Genomic DNA, 14,691 nt, shown 5'->3' on the forward strand with positions numbered 1-14,691 from the left:
TCCCGCTGCTGTGTTGGCACGTCCTTGTGCCTGCGAATCCAAATCCAGGCTCTCAAAACAAGCACCAAAAAGGGGGCACGGGACTCTCCACGAGAGTCTCGCACCCCCTGTGAACTTTTTAGATCTTGTTCTGTTCTGCGTATGCGTCTGCGTCCATGAGTTCGCCGGCTTCAGTTGCGGCGACCTCGAAGATCCAGCCTTCCCCGTAGGTGTCGTCGTTCACCAGGGTGGGGTTGTCTTCGAGTGCTTCGTTGACGGCGACAACTTCACCAGAGACTGGTGAGATGAGGTCGGACACCGACTTGGTGGATTCGATTTCACCACATGCTTCACCAGCGGTGATGGTGTCACCCACCTGGGGTGCGTCGACGAACACGACTTCACCAAGCGCGTCCGATGCAACTTCGGTGATACCAACGCGCACGGTAGCTCCAGCGATTGCGTCAGGAGCTGCGTTGACCCATTCGTGGTCTGCGGAGTAGGACAGTTCTTTTGGAAGGTTAACCATGTGTGTTCCTTTCGTGGTGCCCGTGCCGGGCAAAGGGGGCGTCACTTCAAGTGTGCCTCATGTATGGGTAGTTCAGTGGAAAAAGTTGGAACTTTTACCTCAGGATTCGCGACGGTAGAACGGTGTTTCTACCACGGTGAACGGGTAGCGCTTGCCACGGATGTCGGCTTCCAGTTCGGTTCCCGCTTCTGCCTGGTCCACGTCCACATATGCAAGGGCAATGGGGTGTCCCAGGGTTGGGGAAGGCTGTCCCGAGGTGATAACACCTACCGTCTGTTCGCCGGCTTTGAGTTCGGCACCGCTGCGGGCTGCGCGACGGCCGGACGAGCTGAGGCCCACCAGGGTGCGGTCGACCTTCGACGTGTCCAGTTTTTCGAGTGCTTCGCGTCCCACAAATTCGGTCTTATTCTTCAACGCACCTGCGACCATGCCGCCCATTCCTGCTTCGACAGGCGTGATGTCGTTGGTGAGTTCGTTACCAAACAGAGGCATTCCGGCTTCCAGCCGCAAGGAGTCGCGTGCAGCCAGACCAGCTGGTTTCAGGTCAAAGTCCGCACCGGCCTTAGTCAGCACGTTCCACAGTTCCTGGGCTCCTGCGTTGGGCAGGTACAGTTCGAACCCGTCTTCTCCTGTGTACCCGGTGCGAGCCAGCAGGATGTCCAGGCCTCCCACCTTCAGCGGTGCCCACGCGTAGTAGGCAAGTTCCTTGATGGCGTTGCGGCCTTCCTCAGTGTCCTGCGTGGACAGAAGAATGTCTTCCGACGCAGGACCCTGGACCGCAATCAGCGCGGTGTCAGCGGATTCGTCGGTTACCGTGACATCTGCGCCGGGGTTGGCAGCCAGGAAAGCTTCTACCCGTTTCGTGAACGCTTCCACGTCAGCAGGCGTGTTCGAGGCGTTAGGCACGATCAGGTATTCGTCGTCTGCCAGGCGGTACGTGATGAGGTCGTCAATCAAGTGCCCGTTTTCATCAATGAGCAGACCGTACTTAGCCTTGCCCACCTTCATGGTCGAGTACTTGGACAGCATTGCGTAGTCCAAGTAGTCGCCTGCTTGAGCACCTTTCACGCGCACTTCGCCCATGTGGGAGAGGTCGAACAGACCGGCCGCGCCACGCACAGCGCGGTGTTCGTCCAGTTCGTTCTGGTACTTCAGCGGCATTTCCCAGCCACCAAAGTCGGTGAACGAAGCGCCCAACTGTTCGTGAATGTCGTACAGCGGAGTGTGTTTAGTCATCGTCGACTCCTTTGAGTGTGAGGTTGATTAGATCGAGATTGCTACGAGGTCGAAGTTCGCGTCGACGTCGAACGCTTCCAGTGGTGGGCAGAAAGGCACCAGCTTGCGGTCACCCAGCGCGTTGTTGATACGTCCCACAGGTGGGAAGTACTTGTTGCGCTTGAGGCTGGACACTGGGTACACGGCCTGTTCGCGGCTGTACTTGCGGTCCCACTCTTCGCCCAGTACCACGGTTGCGGTGTGTGGGGCGTGTGCCAGTGGCGACTCTTCGTAGCTGTAGTCCGTCCCAATTGCCGTGATCTCTTGGTGGATCTTCTTCATCGCGACGATGAAGCGGTCCAGTTCGGTCTTGGATTCAGACTCGGTTGGCTCGAACATCACGGTGCCCGCAACGGGAAACGCCAAAGTTGGTGCGTGGAAACCAAAGTCCATGAGGCGCTTACACAGGTCTTCAGCGGTCACCCCGTACTGTGCGGTGATGTCTTTCAAGTCCAGGATGCATTCGTGTGCCACGTACCCGGTGGTGCCGGTGTACAGGGTTGGGAAGTAGTCCTGGAGTTCACGGGACACGTAGTTAGCGGTGAGCAGCGAGTGCTCGGTTGCTACGCGCAGACCCTGCTGACCCATGAGTTTGATGTATGCCCACGAAATTGGGGTCACACCAGCTGATCCCTGGAAAGCACCGGAGACAGGCAGTCCGTCCGCGTTGCTTCCGTCCACGTACTGTTCGTCCAGTGGGTTACCTGGCAGGTATTCAGCCAGGTGAGCGCCTACTGCAATAGGCCCAACACCGGGTCCACCACCGCCGTGTGGGATGGCGAATGTCTTGTGCAGGTTCAGGTGCGAGGCGTCTCCACCGATCTGGCCCAGTTTGGCCCACCCGATCGTGGCGTTGAGGTTCGCCCCGTCGATGTAGACCTGGCCACCGGCTTCGTGCACCATGTCACACACTTTGCGAACGTCGGCTTCGAATACTCCGTGCGTGGACGGGTAAGTAATCATGATTCCTGCTACCCGATCACCGTGTTCAGCGATCTTGGCACCCAGGTCGTCCACGTCGATCGAACCGTCGTCGGCTGACGCGATCGTGACAACGTCGAACCCTGCCAACGCACCGGAGCTCGCGTTGGTTCCGTGGGCGGAGGCTGGGATGAGGATCTTGTCACGCTGCGACTGCCCGTTTGCTTCGTGGTACGCCTTGAACGCAAGCAGACCAGCCAGCTCACCCTGTGAGCCCGCGTTCGGCTGCAGGGATACCTTGTCGTACCCGGTGATTTCGGCCAGCATCTCTTCCAGTTCCGTGAGCAACTGGTTCCAGCCTTGAGTCTGCTGGGCAGGTGCGAACGGGTGGATGGACGCGAACTCAGGCCACGTGATGGCTTCCATCTCAACTGCCGCGTTGAGCTTCATAGTGCACGAGCCCAACGGGATCATGGTGCGGTCCAGTGCCAAGTCACGGTCGGCGAGTTCGCGCATGTAGCGCATCATGTCGGATTCGGAACCGTAGGAGTTGAAGGTTGGGTGGGTGAGGAACTCCGAGGTGCGTACCAGGTTCTCGGGCAACTGTGGCGCTGCCACGTGACCCGGTCCAAAGGTTCCTTCACCGGCCTTTTCAAACTCGTCAGCGTCAATGGTTTCGCTGGCTCCCAGTGCTTCAAGCAGGGTGTTTGCTACGGCCACATCGTGTGATTCGCCAAAGGACACACCCACGTGCGCGTCATCGATGTGACGAATGTTGATGCCTGCTTCATCCGCGGCTGCGACAGCGGCCGCGGCGTCAGCAACCTTGAGCGTCACGGTGTCGAAGAACGTTTCTGTTACCACCTCGGCGCCGGAGATACTTGCCGCGCACTGAGCGAACGCGTGCGCCAAACGGTGGATGCGGCTGGCAATGCGCGTCAGCCCCGCCGGTCCGTGGTAAACCGCGTAAAACCCGGCCATGTCAGCGAGCAGAGCCTGTGCAGTGGTGATGTTTGAGGTGGCCTTTTCGCGGCGGATGTGCTGTTCGCGCGTCTGCAAAGCGAGGCGGTAAGCGGCCTTGCCTTCAGGGTCGGTTGACACACCAACCAGACGGCCGGGTAGCTGGCGGCGCAGCTTGCTGGTCACGGAGATAAAACCGGCGTGCGGACCACCGAAGAACAGTGGGACACCCAGACGCTGGGAGGAGCCCACGGCGATGTCGGCGCCCTGTTCGCCAGGGGACTTCATGAGGGTGAGGGCCAGCAGGTCGGTCGCGAATACCACCAGCGCGTTGCGTTCCTTGGCGCCGCGCACAGCGTCGTCAAGGTTGCGGATTTCACCGGAGGTACCCGCCTGGGCGCACACGATTCCAAACACGTCGTCGCCCACAAGGCCCTGGGACAGGTCAGCGACCTGCACCTGGAAGTCCATGGCGTGCGCGCGAGTGCGGACAACCGAGATGACCTGCGGGTGCAGCTCGGAGTCCAGAACGACCGTGGATCCCTTCTTGTTGGCGCGGCGCATGAGCAGAACAGCTTCTGCGGTTGCGGTGGCTTCATCCAAAAGCGAAGCGTTGGCGATGGGCAGGCCGGTCATGTCGATGACGACTTGCTGGAAGTTCATGAGCGCTTCCAGGCGACCCTGCGAGATTTCAGCCTGGTACGGGGTGTAAGCGGTGTACCACGCTGGGTTTTCGACGACGTTACGACGAATCACGGCAGGCGTGATGGTGTCGTAGTAGCCCTGTCCGATCATCTGCACACGCGTCTGGTTCTTGCCCGCGATTTCGCGTAGCTGGTCCAAGACGATGTGCTCATCCAGGCCCTGCTCCAGGTCCAGTTCGCCTTCGAACTGAACGTTTTGTGGCAACGCCTGACGAACCAGATCTTCCAGCGTGTCCACGCCAATCGCGTCGAGCATCTGCTGGGTTTCGTGGGCGCGAGCGCCAATGTGGCGGTCAGAAAATGGCCGAGGTGCGTCGCCTGTTACGGCGGAAGTGACGGCCATCGATGTTGCAGGTTGGTGGGAACCGGTGGTCATATAAGTCCTTACGTAGGAACGATTACATCGGTTTCCTCCCCGCACTGTCACCTGATCCGCACACGCGCTTCTATGACGTGTGTGGTGGATCGGGCTTCAGAGTGCCTTCGTGTTTGAGTGTGTCGGCCTGAGAGTTTCCGGGGGAGGGAATTGCACCTTCGGCGACGCAACATGTGCGCCTCTCCCCAAACACGTTAAAACGGCTATTGAATTGGGATATTGAGTTGTCAGTTGTTCACTTATCTTAGTTGCGGTCTATCTTAATCGAGTTCTTCAACAAGTTCTGAGTGCTTTATCTACGGAACCTTTCCGGGCCGCGCCTTCCACCCTTTACCTCCGGAACTTGATGCGCCCGCCCACCACGGTGGTGTTGACGACGGTGTCGCGGATCGCGGTAGCGTGTTCAAAGAGGGCGTCGTCGTCGCCAAATTCGGTCACGCTTAAGGGGTCGTGGTTGATGGCGATGAAGTCTGCGTTCATACCGGCTTTGAGTGCGCCGGCCCGGGTTTCCATGCCCGAGGCGAACGCCGGTCCCGCTGCATGGCACCTGATCGCTTGGTAGGCATCCATGCGGTTTTGAGCTTGGAATGTCGTGGTGGGGTCACCGGCGATGTCAGCACGTGTCATCGCGGCGTAGATCGCCGCGAATGGGGTGGTGGGTTCCACCGGCCCGTCTGAACCGAACGCCACGTGCGCACCTGCATCCAGGAGTGCAGTCCAGGCGTATGCGGCCAGGTTGGGGTCCGGGCGTAGCGCGTTCAGCAGGTGCAGGTCAGAGATGCAGTGGCGTGGCTGCATGGAGGCAATGACGTCGAGCTGCGCAAACCGGGCGACGTCTTGTGGTTGCACGAACTGGGCGTGTTCGATCCTGGCGCGCAACGGATATCCCAGGCGCGCTTCAGCGGCTTGGCGGTCAGCTTGAGTCTGCTCGAATGCGTTGAGGACGTGGTGGTTAGCCTGGTCGCCAATCGCGTGGACTATTGGCACAATCCCGTGCGCATACGCGTCCCGCATTTGCTCAACCAGCACCTGTTCCGTGGTGATCTGCATACCGAAGTTCTGTTCGGCCTCACTTCCGGTCTCATACAGTTCACCTTCGGCTGGGTATGGCGAGGACATGTAGCTGGAGCGTGACCCCAGCGCCCCGTCAGAAAACAGTTTGAGCCCGCCGTGGCGGTACCAGTCGTCGCCTGATCCGGTGGTCCACCTCGTGTCTTTGGCCCAGTCGTATTCGTCCAGTCGCAAGTACTTCACAACGCGCATGTTCAGGTCACCGCTTGCGCGCAACTGGTTCCACGCGCGCTTGGAGAACTCACCGTCGATGTCGTGCAGCCCAGTCAGACCTTCTTGCAGCCACTGTTTTTGTGCGTGACGCATGAGCTCACCCAGGGTCTCTTCTGGCAGGTGAGGAATAACGCGCTCCACCAGGGTTGCCGCATCCTCGCGCAGAATCCCGGTGGGCTCGCCGTGGGCATCGCGCACGATTTTTCCACCTCGGGGGTCCGGGGTGTTGCGGTCGATTCCGGCGGCACGCAGGGCCGCGCCGTTGCACCACAGCGTGTGGAAGTCGATCGACCACAGCGCCACGGGCCGATCCGGCAACGCCACATCCAAAAGCGACCTATCGGGTTGGTGGCGCAGACCCCACTTGCTGTAATCCCAACGTCCGCCGGTCACCCACTGACCTTCCGGCAGGATCGCGGCGAATGCGCGGATAGCTTCGACCGCCTCGGGCAGGGAGGTGGTTTTAGAAATGTTGAGTTCCGCCAGGGATTCCGCGTGGGCGAGCGCGTGCAGGTGGGCGTCCACGAACCCGGGAATGACGGTGGCGGCACCTAAGTCAACGGTTTCCACGCCCGAGGTGTTCGCCCGCAGCTCCTCCGCGTCACCCACCGCTGTGATGGTTTCGCCGTCGGTGAGGATGGCGGTGGCGTGCGGGTTGGCGGGGTCGAACGTGTGGATGTTCGCGTTGACAAAAAGTTGAGGCATGGAGCCAGTGTAGGACTCCCGTGTGCTTTGCTGGCCGGGCGGTCTACTAGTTGGTCTGGCTGCTTGCTTGGTCCGGAAAGCCGTTTGGATACAGTCCAGAAATCGGACTGTATCCAAATGACGTCATTTCACCCCATTTTGTGACCTACACCACTGTTTTGGACACTTTTCGCTACAGTCGACGCGCAAAACCAGGCTGGACTGTATCCAAATGCCCCGAAGCCACCACATCACACAACCCAAAACGCGAATTAGCCCACAAAAGGATTTCCATATTCACTGATGTTTGGATAACCTAACCTTACTTATAGGACAGAAACTCAGGAGACGATATGAAACTTCGCCGGCTCACAGCGGCACTCGCGACTGCCATGGCGCTCACCCTCACGATGAGCGCGTGTAGCTCGGGCACCTCGGGCGACGAAAACAAATCCGGGGACACCATCTCAATTGAGGACAATTCAGGAACTGTTGAGGTCCCCAAAGACCCTCAGCGCGTGGTTACTTTGGATAACCGCTCATTTGAAACGCTCGAAAGCTGGGGAATCAAGCCTGTCGCTGCCGCAAAGAAGCTCATGCCGGCGGACAACCCACAGAAAAAAGACGACTCCATTCAGGATGTGGGAAACCACCGTGAACCCGACTTCGAAGTGATCGTGGCTGCTAAGCCTGATCTGGTGATTACTGGACAGCGTTTCCGTGACCACGGTGAAGAGATCAAGAAGTACTCGGGCGACGCCCCAATTGTGAACCTTGAGCCCCGCGAAGGCGAGGACCTGGGCGAAGAGCTCAAGCGCCAGACCACCACTTTGGGTGAGATCTTTGGTAAGCAGGACGAAGCCAAGAAGCTCAATGACGACTTCGATGCGTCCGTGAAGCGCGTGAAAGACGCATACAACAAGGACGAGAAGGTTATGTCTGTCATCACTTCTGGTGGCAACATCAACTTCGCGGCTCCGCACGAAGGTCGCACACTGGGACCGGTTTATGACATGCTGGGCCTGACTCCGTCCCTGGAAGTGAAAGACTCGTCGAGTGACCACCAGGGTGATGACATTTCGGTTGAAGCGATCGCTAAGTCCAACCCAGACTGGATTCTGGTTATGGACCGCGACGCCTCGGTGAGCGCGAACAACGGCGAGAAGTACACGCCTGCAAATGAACTGATCGCACAGTCGGAGGCGTTGAAGAACGTGAATGCGGTGAAGAACCAGCGCATTGTGTACATGCCGCAGGACACCTATCTCAACGAAGGCTTGCAGACCTACACCGAGTTCTTCAACTCACTGGCAGACGCTTTGGAAAAGAAGTAATGCACACAGACTGCGGAGACTTTACGTGAAGTCTCATAACAGTTCAGCGACGCCCGCGGAAAGGAGCACGACTCCTCCCGCGGGTAGTCGCGTTTCTGAAGACGCCCGAGGTGGTGCAGCCCGAGGTGGTGCAGGCACCCGAGCTGACGAGGGGAGTCGCGCAGCTGAGGGCACCCGCGCCCCAGCGGGGCGGCTCTTCACCTGGCCGCTCATCATTGGTGTCATTGTCACCGCCGGCTTGGTGACGGTGAGCCTGTTTGTGGGCGAATATGACATTTTTTCCGGTGAAGACGGTGCAGCGATCTTCCAGATCACCCGCATCCCCCGCACGATCGCCCTGGTGTTAGCTGGGGCGGCGATGGCCATGTGCGGACTGGTCATGCAGATGCTCACTCAGAACCGATTCGTGGAACCCACCACCACCGGAACTACCGAATGGGCCGGCCTGGGGCTACTGCTCACCATGGTGGTAGCCCCGGACGCCAGTGTTCTCACGCGCATGGTGGTAGCGGTGGTATTTGCTTTTGTGGGAACGCTGATCTTCTTCGCATTCTTAAGCCGTATCCAGTTGCGCAGTTCAGTCATTGTGCCCATCGTGGGGCTCATGCTGGGTGCAGTGGTGGGTGCGCTTTCAAACTTCATCGCGCTCCAAACCAACTTGCTCCAAAGCTTAGGGATTTGGTTCGCGGGGTCGTTCACCTCGGTCTTACGCGGACAGTACGAACCGCTGTGGATCGTGGTTGTCGTGGTCATCGCTATTTTCATTGCAGCCGACCGCTTCACCGTTGCCGGCTTGGGCAAAGACATCGCCACCAACGTGGGACTGAACTACAACCGCATCATCCTGTTAGGAACCGGGTTAGTTGCGCTCGCCTCGGGACTGGTGACCGTGGTCGTGGGGAACCTTCCGTTCCTGGGGCTGGTAGTCCCCAATGTTGTGTCAATGTTCCGTGGTGATGACCTGCGTTCCAACCTTCCGTGGGTGTGCCTGGCAGGAATCAGCTTGGTCACCATATGTGACCTGGTAGGACGCACCATTATCGCACCGTTCGAAGTTCCCGTTTCGCTCATTCTGGGCGTCATCGGGTCGATCGTGTTCGTGGCCCTTCTCCTCCAAAGGAGGCGCGGACAATGAGCGCAACTACGCAGGCGGCTACCACCTCGGCGCGTTCCACCCACCCACTTCCCACCCCGCGGGCACGGCGCCGGTACGCCCTCATCGTTGGGGTCTTGATTGCGCTGGCCACAGGGATCGCATTTGGCACGCTGTCATGGGACAACCCCATGCCGTTTGGATCGGAAGGGTTCCGGCTGATCGCGCAGTTGCGCGTCCAAAACCTGCTGGTGATCGCGTTGGTGGCGCTGTGCCACTCGACGGCCACCGTGGCGTTTCAGACCGTGACCGGCAACCGTATTTTGACCCCGTCGATCATGGGGTTCGAGTCCTTGTACACGCTCATCCAAACCGGTGCGGTATTCCTGTTTGGAATCGCTGGCGGGTCGATTCTGCGTGGCACTCCGCAGTTCGTTCTGCAGGCCGCGGTGATGGTGGCTTTTGCCGTGTTGCTGTATTCGTGGTTGTTGTCCGGCCGCCGAGGTGACCTCCAGACAACGCTGCTCATTGGGCTGGTCATTGGGGGCGGCTTAGGGGCCGGCTCAACGTTCATGCAAAGGCTGCTCACCCCCAGCGAGTTCGACGTGTTGACGGCCCGTTTGGTGGGGTCGATTGCGTCTGCTCACGTTGAGTACCTGACCGTCGCCTTGCCCGTATGTGTGGTGGCAGTGGCGCTGCTTGTGCTGATGAGCGGGCGGTTGAACCTGCTTGCCCTGGGGCGCGACACTGCCGTGAACCTGGGGTTGAACTACAAAACCAACTTGATCATGGTGCTTGGCCTAGTCAGTGTGCTCATGGCCATGACCACGGCACTTGTTGGGCCACTGACGTTCTTTGGGTTCCTGGTGGCCATGATTTCGTATCAACTTGCTGACACCTACGATCACTACCGAGTCTTCCCAATTTCATGGCTCACCGGTTTTGTGATTTTGGGAGGAGCGCACTTTATTTTGAAAAACATTTTCTACGCCCAAGGATCCGTGGGCATCATCATTGAGCTGGTGGGAGGCACGTTCTTCCTGGCATACATTCTCAAGAGGGGGCGACTGTGACATTAAGCAAACAGGCGAACCGAGGTGGGGTTGCGACTGATGCCGAGGTGGTGGCCGGGAAGGCCGGCCCCGGTGCGGGTGCGCGGGAGACTGGGCACGAGAGCGAGGCCGTGACACCTCCGCAGGGTCGCACAATCCTGTCACTCCAGCCCAGGGAGCACAGGGAGTCCTCGGGGTCCCTGGCCAAGCCTGGGGCGTGCGCTGGTGACGGGTGCGACACGTGTGAGTTTGGCGGCCCGGACCCCAGTTTGGCGATTCGGATTGAGAATGTCACGCGCCGGTATTCCGATTCGGTGGCGATTGGCCCGGTGTCCCAGGTGATCCCCGGGTGCGGTGTGACCGCGCTGGTGGGACCCAACGGGGCCGGCAAGTCCACGCTACTCACCATGATGGGCCGTCTCATGGGCATGGACACGGGCACCATTTCTATGGGTGGCTTCGACGTGACCTCAACTCCGTCTAAAGAGCTGGCCAAGGTGGTGTCGATCCTGCGTCAGGAAAACCACTTCGTCACTCGCCTAACCGTGCGGCAGCTGGTGGGCTTTGGGCGCTTCCCCCACTCAAAGGGCCGCCTCACCGAACACGATGAAAAGATCATCAGCGACGCCATCGACTTCTTGAGCCTCACCGAACTTGAAGGTCGCTACCTGGACGAACTGTCCGGTGGTCAGCGCCAGCGCGCGTACGTGGCCATGGTGTTGGCGCAGGACACCGACTACGTCCTGTTGGACGAACCGCTGAACAACCTGGACATGCAGCACTCGGTGACCATGATGAAGCACTTGCGCCAGGCTGCGCACGAGCTGGGTCGCACCGTGGTGATTGTCCTGCACGACATCAACTTCGCCGCCACGTACGCGGACCACATTTGCGCCATGAAAGACGGCCAAGTGGTGGAGTTTGGGACACCGGAACAGATCATGCGCGACGACATCCTCACCGGCGTTTTCAACACCCCCATCCAGGTGTTGGACGGGCCGCGCGGCAAGATCGCGGTGTACCACTAAGGTGAATTGGCAACGGCCTTACGCCGTGCTGGTGAGGAACTCCAAAAGGTCCGCGGTGTCAGCCGCCACCACTGGCATGTCCCGTTCCGTGGGTATGTGGACGTGGCAACCGGCTTCGCGGGCTATCACCGCTCCCCCGGCCCAGTCGTACACGCCCAGGCCACGTTCGTAGTACGCGTTGACGCGCCCTTGCGCTACTTGGCACAGGTCAATCGCGGCTGAACCCATGCGCCGAACATCGTCGAACCGTTCCATAATGTCGATCAGCGCACGGAACTGCCGGTCACGCCTCTCCTTGCCGTAACCGAATCCGGTGGCCACCACACTGCCCCGCCTCCCCGCGGGGGTGCCGGACAGGCGGGCTGCTCCCACCTCGGCGGGGGTGAGAATCCGTTCCATGTCAGGCAGACCGGCGGTCATCCACGCGCCCGCTCCCGAGGTGGCAAACCAGGTGGTGTTCATGACCGGCGCGGCGACGAGGCCGGCGAGCCACGTGCCCTGGGCCGGGTGGTCAGGGCTGGCCAGTCGCACGCCTGCAGAGAAGCAGTAGTGTTCGATGCCGCGGACAAAGTTCACGGTTCCGTCGATGGGGTCGATGTGCCATTCGCAGGCCGGGATGTGCGCGTGGTCGGGTATGTCGAGGAGGCCGGGCCGTGCGGACGGGTCGAACGGGGTGGGTTGCACCTCTTCTTCGCCAACGACCGTGTCATCTGGGCGAACGTAGTTGAGGTAGCCGGTGACGATGCTTTCGATTTGAGCGTCGGCCACGGTGACCAGGTTATTTGGGTTGTCTTTTGCTTCGACGGTTGCGTCGCTAAGCTGGGCCGACCAGTGCGCCATCCGCTCCCACGCCATGACTGCCGCGTTGCGGGCGATCATGAGGAGCGGGGCGTACGGGTTGGGGTTGGGGGTGGCGTGCACGAGCGCTCCTATTCGGTAGGGTCTTGGGTTCCTACTTCTTGTGTAACAGCTGCGGCGCCTTGGGGCACGCCACTGTGCACGCCACTTGAGCCTGCAGTTGCGCTGGCGGTTGCGTCTTGTGTGGTATCCGTGTCGTTGCTCTTGGGTTGGAGCGGGGTGACTTTGGCGTCCGAGGTCTTGGCCGGCGAAGTCGTGGCTGCCGAACCGTGGCGGCGGAAGATCTCCTGCGCTGCTTGCGATGACATGCCTGCAGCTTCAGCGATGGCTGAGAAAGTTACGCCGGCTTCTCGGGCTTTCACAACGGCATCAATGTAGGAAGCGTTGATGCGCATGCGTTGTTTTGCAATGCGTCGCACTGAAGACACCAGAGCGTTTTGTTCAGTGGACAGTGGTTGTGAACGGCGTGGCATCTTTCTTCACACTCCCGTTTCTCCATGATGAAGCTTCAGCGGCCCGCGCCTATGCGGTTTCCATGTGCTTCTTTGTTGCTGACATCGTTGAGCGTCTGCGGTTTGAGATTACTCAAGCGTAAGGCGCCCTCAAAGAATCACTATTGCATATAAATGTGCGGTTACACGTGGTGCACGAGATGCGAGACTCACGTTGAGACAGGCGGATCGGGGTTGCTACCGGTGCCTTGTTCATGCCTTGGCGGTGAGGACTGGAACGTCGGCTTCGAGGAGGATCCTTTGGGCTTGTGAACCCAGGATGAACTTGCCGATTGCTGAGCGTTTGCGCAGTCCGATGACAATCAGGTCGCATCCGTGTTCAGCAGCGAATTCGTTGAATGTTCCCACGAGGTCGTCTTCGTGTGTGGGTTGTTCGATTCGTGCTTGCACGTTGTGCTTCTCGGCCACTGCGAGGATGTCTTCACGAGCTTGTTCGTTCAACTTCGTGATGACGTCTGGGGCTCCTTTGCGGGGAGACGTTATGACGATCGCGTCAGTACCGCGCACGTGCGCTTCGCGGAAACCCACTTCGAGAGCAGCTTTGCCTTCAGGAGCCGGGAGATAGCCGATGAGAACAGTCATGGATTCAGTATATCGACGGCATGCTTCTCGCTTAGCGTGCTCAACGTGGGTCCCGGTTTAACTTTTGGGGAACTTGAGGTGGGCGACAATTCGCAGTCGCATCTTCACACCTCGGCGGGTGGGGACCGAGTCATTTGGATACAGTCGAGCTCGATCTTGCGCGTCGACTGTATCCAAAAGACCCCAAAACAGTGATCTAGGTCACTAAATGGCTTGAATCTGGCGATTTTGGATACAGTCCATTTTCTGGACTGTATCCAAACGCGTTCCAGACCTCACGAAACCTGCGCCAAAGCCTGGTCCACAACGTGCTCGGCGATCGCCATGGAGCACGTGGCCCCTGCAGCCGGAACACTCCGCACTTGGGTGAGGCGACCTCGGGCAGATAACACCAAATCATCCACCAGCGAGCCGTCCGAGTTCATGGCTTGGGCGTGGACACCTCGGGGGCCGGGGCGCGCGGCCGACACGTTCAGGTCCGGCACATACTTGCGCGCGCTTTCCAAATAAGAACTAGGCGAAACGGCCGTGCGCGCTTCGCGGGCCGCGCTCTGAATATTCTTAGACGCGTACTTCCAGAACCCACCGAAGCCCAGCGTGGAGGCGACATCGTCCAACTTGAAGCCGGACAGCCCGCGCGAATAGTCTTCTCGGCCAAGGGACAAGGACGCGTACGGGCCAACCAAGAGTGCGCCGCGCGTGGTCGTACTCAGGTGGACCGGGTTGGGGGTGCCGGGCACTGCGGTAATGAGGCCACGCACGGCTTGGGCGGACTCGCCGTTGATCTCAAAGTAGTCGCGGGTGAACGGAACGACCTTGGGGTGCGGGTCCTGCCCGCTGTTGTCAGCTAAGCGGTCGGCCTGCAGTCCGGCACACGTGATGACCAGGTCATATGTGCCACCGTCAGCGGTCATGGTCGAATCCTGGGCACCGGGCAAGGCCAGGCGAACGCGCACCTCATTACCCATGGCATCTACGCGTTTGACTTCAGAGTCGTACATGATGCGGCCGCCGGCGGCTTCAACGTCGCGGGCAAACGCGTCAGTGATTTTGCTGTAGTCGGTGATAGCCGTGTGGGGCGAATGCAGGGCCGCGATCCCGCGCACGCCGGGTTCGACTTCGCGCATCTGGGTGCGGTCAAGCATGCGCACACCTGGCACGTCGGCAGCTTGCGCGCGTTCAAGCAGGGTTTCCAGCCGTTCAAGTTCGTCCACGTCTTGCGCGACGACCAGCTTTCCGCACTCGTTGAAGGGCAAGCCGTTCTGAGTGGTGTACGCGGTGAGGAGTTCAACGCCGCGCCGGTGTAGCTTGGCGTTCGAGCTGCCTGGTTCGCAGTCCAGCCCCGCGTGAACCACGCCCGAATTGTGGCCCGACTGATGCTGCGCCAACAGCGACTCTTTTTCGATCAGGGTGATGTGTGCTTGTGGTTGTTTGCGCGTGAGTTCACGCGCAACTGCCGTTCCGATGATTCCGCCGCCAACAACTGCAATGCGCTTTAGCTCCATGGTTCCAGTGTGCCA

General features: G+C 59.7%; 13 protein-coding genes and 1 riboswitch. Of the genes, 5 read left to right on the top strand and 8 right to left on the bottom strand.

Going from position 1 to position 14,691, the window contains the following annotated elements:
• Positions 1-118: 118 nt before the first annotated feature.
• From gcvH to HMPREF0183_RS03920, 4 genes are all read right to left on the bottom strand, one after another.
• A complete protein-coding gene (gene gcvH / locus HMPREF0183_RS03905) occupies positions 119-508 on the bottom strand; it encodes a glycine cleavage system protein GcvH (RefSeq protein WP_005883001.1) in 390 nt (129 codons plus the stop codon).
• A 99-nt stretch (positions 509-607) separates the two neighbouring features.
• Complete coding sequence (gene gcvT / locus HMPREF0183_RS03910) at positions 608-1,744, bottom strand: glycine cleavage system aminomethyltransferase GcvT (RefSeq protein WP_005883003.1); 1,137 nt, start codon at positions 1,742-1,744, stop codon at positions 608-610.
• 27 nt (positions 1,745-1,771) lie between these two features.
• Positions 1,772-4,744 carry an aminomethyl-transferring glycine dehydrogenase gene (gene gcvP, locus HMPREF0183_RS03915; RefSeq protein ID WP_005883005.1) on the bottom strand — a complete coding sequence of 991 codons (2,973 nt, stop codon included), beginning with the start codon at positions 4,742-4,744 and terminating at the stop codon, positions 1,772-1,774.
• A 105-nt stretch (positions 4,745-4,849) separates the two neighbouring features.
• Positions 4,850-4,941: riboswitch (glycine riboswitch) on the bottom strand.
• Positions 4,942-5,074: 133 nt separating this feature from the next.
• Positions 5,075-6,733 carry an amidohydrolase gene (locus tag HMPREF0183_RS03920; protein ID WP_005883007.1) on the bottom strand — a complete coding sequence of 553 codons (1,659 nt, stop codon included), beginning with the start codon at positions 6,731-6,733 and terminating at the stop codon, positions 5,075-5,077.
• Between the two features lie 332 nt (positions 6,734-7,065).
• Between HMPREF0183_RS03920 and HMPREF0183_RS03925 the strand changes: the two genes are divergently transcribed.
• The 4 genes from HMPREF0183_RS03925 to HMPREF0183_RS03940 all read left to right on the top strand — a co-directional run bounded on the left by HMPREF0183_RS03925 (position 7,066) and on the right by HMPREF0183_RS03940 (position 11,219).
• Entirely contained in the window at positions 7,066-8,046 is a 981-nt protein-coding gene (locus HMPREF0183_RS03925) for a siderophore ABC transporter substrate-binding protein (protein ID WP_005883009.1), read from the top strand.
• A gap of 25 nt (positions 8,047-8,071) precedes the next feature.
• Positions 8,072-9,181 carry an ABC transporter permease gene (locus HMPREF0183_RS03930; RefSeq protein ID WP_005883011.1) on the top strand — a complete coding sequence of 370 codons (1,110 nt, stop codon included), beginning with the start codon at positions 8,072-8,074 and terminating at the stop codon, positions 9,179-9,181.
• The gene (locus HMPREF0183_RS03935; RefSeq protein WP_005883014.1) at positions 9,178-10,212 is read left to right on the top strand and encodes an iron chelate uptake ABC transporter family permease subunit; all 1,035 of its coding nucleotides are present in this window, start codon (positions 9,178-9,180) and stop codon (positions 10,210-10,212) included. The genes HMPREF0183_RS03930 and HMPREF0183_RS03935 overlap by 4 nt, the downstream gene beginning before the upstream one ends.
• Positions 10,213-10,466: 254 nt before the next feature.
• Entirely contained in the window at positions 10,467-11,219 is a 753-nt protein-coding gene (locus HMPREF0183_RS03940; protein WP_040347990.1) for an iron ABC transporter ATP-binding protein, read from the top strand.
• An 18-nt stretch (positions 11,220-11,237) separates the two neighbouring features.
• Here HMPREF0183_RS03940 and HMPREF0183_RS03945 read toward each other — a convergent pair whose 3' ends face one another.
• Positions 11,238-12,140, bottom strand: a complete 903-nt coding sequence (locus tag HMPREF0183_RS03945) for an inositol monophosphatase family protein (RefSeq protein ID WP_005883017.1) — start codon at positions 12,138-12,140, stop codon at positions 11,238-11,240.
• An 8-nt stretch (positions 12,141-12,148) separates the two neighbouring features.
• On the bottom strand, positions 12,149-12,496 hold the full coding sequence (locus tag HMPREF0183_RS03950) for a hypothetical protein (RefSeq protein WP_156798111.1): 348 nt from the start codon (positions 12,494-12,496) through the stop codon (positions 12,149-12,151).
• Positions 12,497-12,543: 47 nt separating this feature from the next.
• On the opposite strand from HMPREF0183_RS03950, the gene HMPREF0183_RS13375 reads away from it, so the two are divergent.
• The gene (locus tag HMPREF0183_RS13375; protein ID WP_280990786.1) at positions 12,544-12,672 is read left to right on the top strand and encodes a hypothetical protein; all 129 of its coding nucleotides are present in this window, start codon (positions 12,544-12,546) and stop codon (positions 12,670-12,672) included.
• 109 nt (positions 12,673-12,781) lie between these two features.
• Here the strand turns inward: HMPREF0183_RS13375 and HMPREF0183_RS03955 are convergent, their stop codons facing one another.
• Positions 12,782-13,171: a universal stress protein gene (locus HMPREF0183_RS03955; RefSeq protein ID WP_005883023.1), complete on the bottom strand. Its 390-nt coding sequence runs from the start codon at positions 13,169-13,171 to the stop codon at positions 12,782-12,784.
• A 275-nt stretch (positions 13,172-13,446) separates the two neighbouring features.
• The gene (gene lhgO / locus HMPREF0183_RS03960) at positions 13,447-14,676 is read right to left on the bottom strand and encodes an L-2-hydroxyglutarate oxidase (RefSeq protein ID WP_005883026.1); all 1,230 of its coding nucleotides are present in this window, start codon (positions 14,674-14,676) and stop codon (positions 13,447-13,449) included.
• Positions 14,677-14,691 lie beyond the last annotated feature (15 nt).

The organism is Brevibacterium mcbrellneri ATCC 49030 (assembly GCF_000178455.1).
GTDB lineage: Bacteria > Actinomycetota > Actinomycetes > Actinomycetales > Brevibacteriaceae > Brevibacterium > Brevibacterium mcbrellneri.

Bases quoted from the DNA above. Each gene is read 5' to 3' on its own strand.
- gcvH (WP_005883001.1), bottom strand. From the start codon at position 508: ATGGTTAACCTTCCAAAAGAACTGTCCTACTCCGCAGACCACGAATGG.
- gcvT (WP_005883003.1), bottom strand. From the start codon at position 1,744: ATGACTAAACACACTCCGCTGTACGACATTCACGAACAGTTGGGCGCT.
- gcvP (WP_005883005.1), bottom strand. From the start codon at position 4,744: ATGACCACCGGTTCCCACCAACCTGCAACATCGATGGCCGTCACTTCC.
- HMPREF0183_RS03920 (WP_005883007.1), bottom strand. From the start codon at position 6,733: ATGCCTCAACTTTTTGTCAACGCGAACATCCACACGTTCGACCCCGCC.
- HMPREF0183_RS03925 (WP_005883009.1), top strand. From the start codon at position 7,066: ATGAAACTTCGCCGGCTCACAGCGGCACTCGCGACTGCCATGGCGCTC.
- HMPREF0183_RS03935 (WP_005883014.1), top strand. From the start codon at position 9,178: ATGAGCGCAACTACGCAGGCGGCTACCACCTCGGCGCGTTCCACCCAC.
- HMPREF0183_RS03955 (WP_005883023.1), bottom strand. From the start codon at position 13,171: ATGACTGTTCTCATCGGCTATCTCCCGGCTCCTGAAGGCAAAGCTGCT.
- lhgO (WP_005883026.1), bottom strand. From the start codon at position 14,676: ATGGAGCTAAAGCGCATTGCAGTTGTTGGCGGCGGAATCATCGGAACG.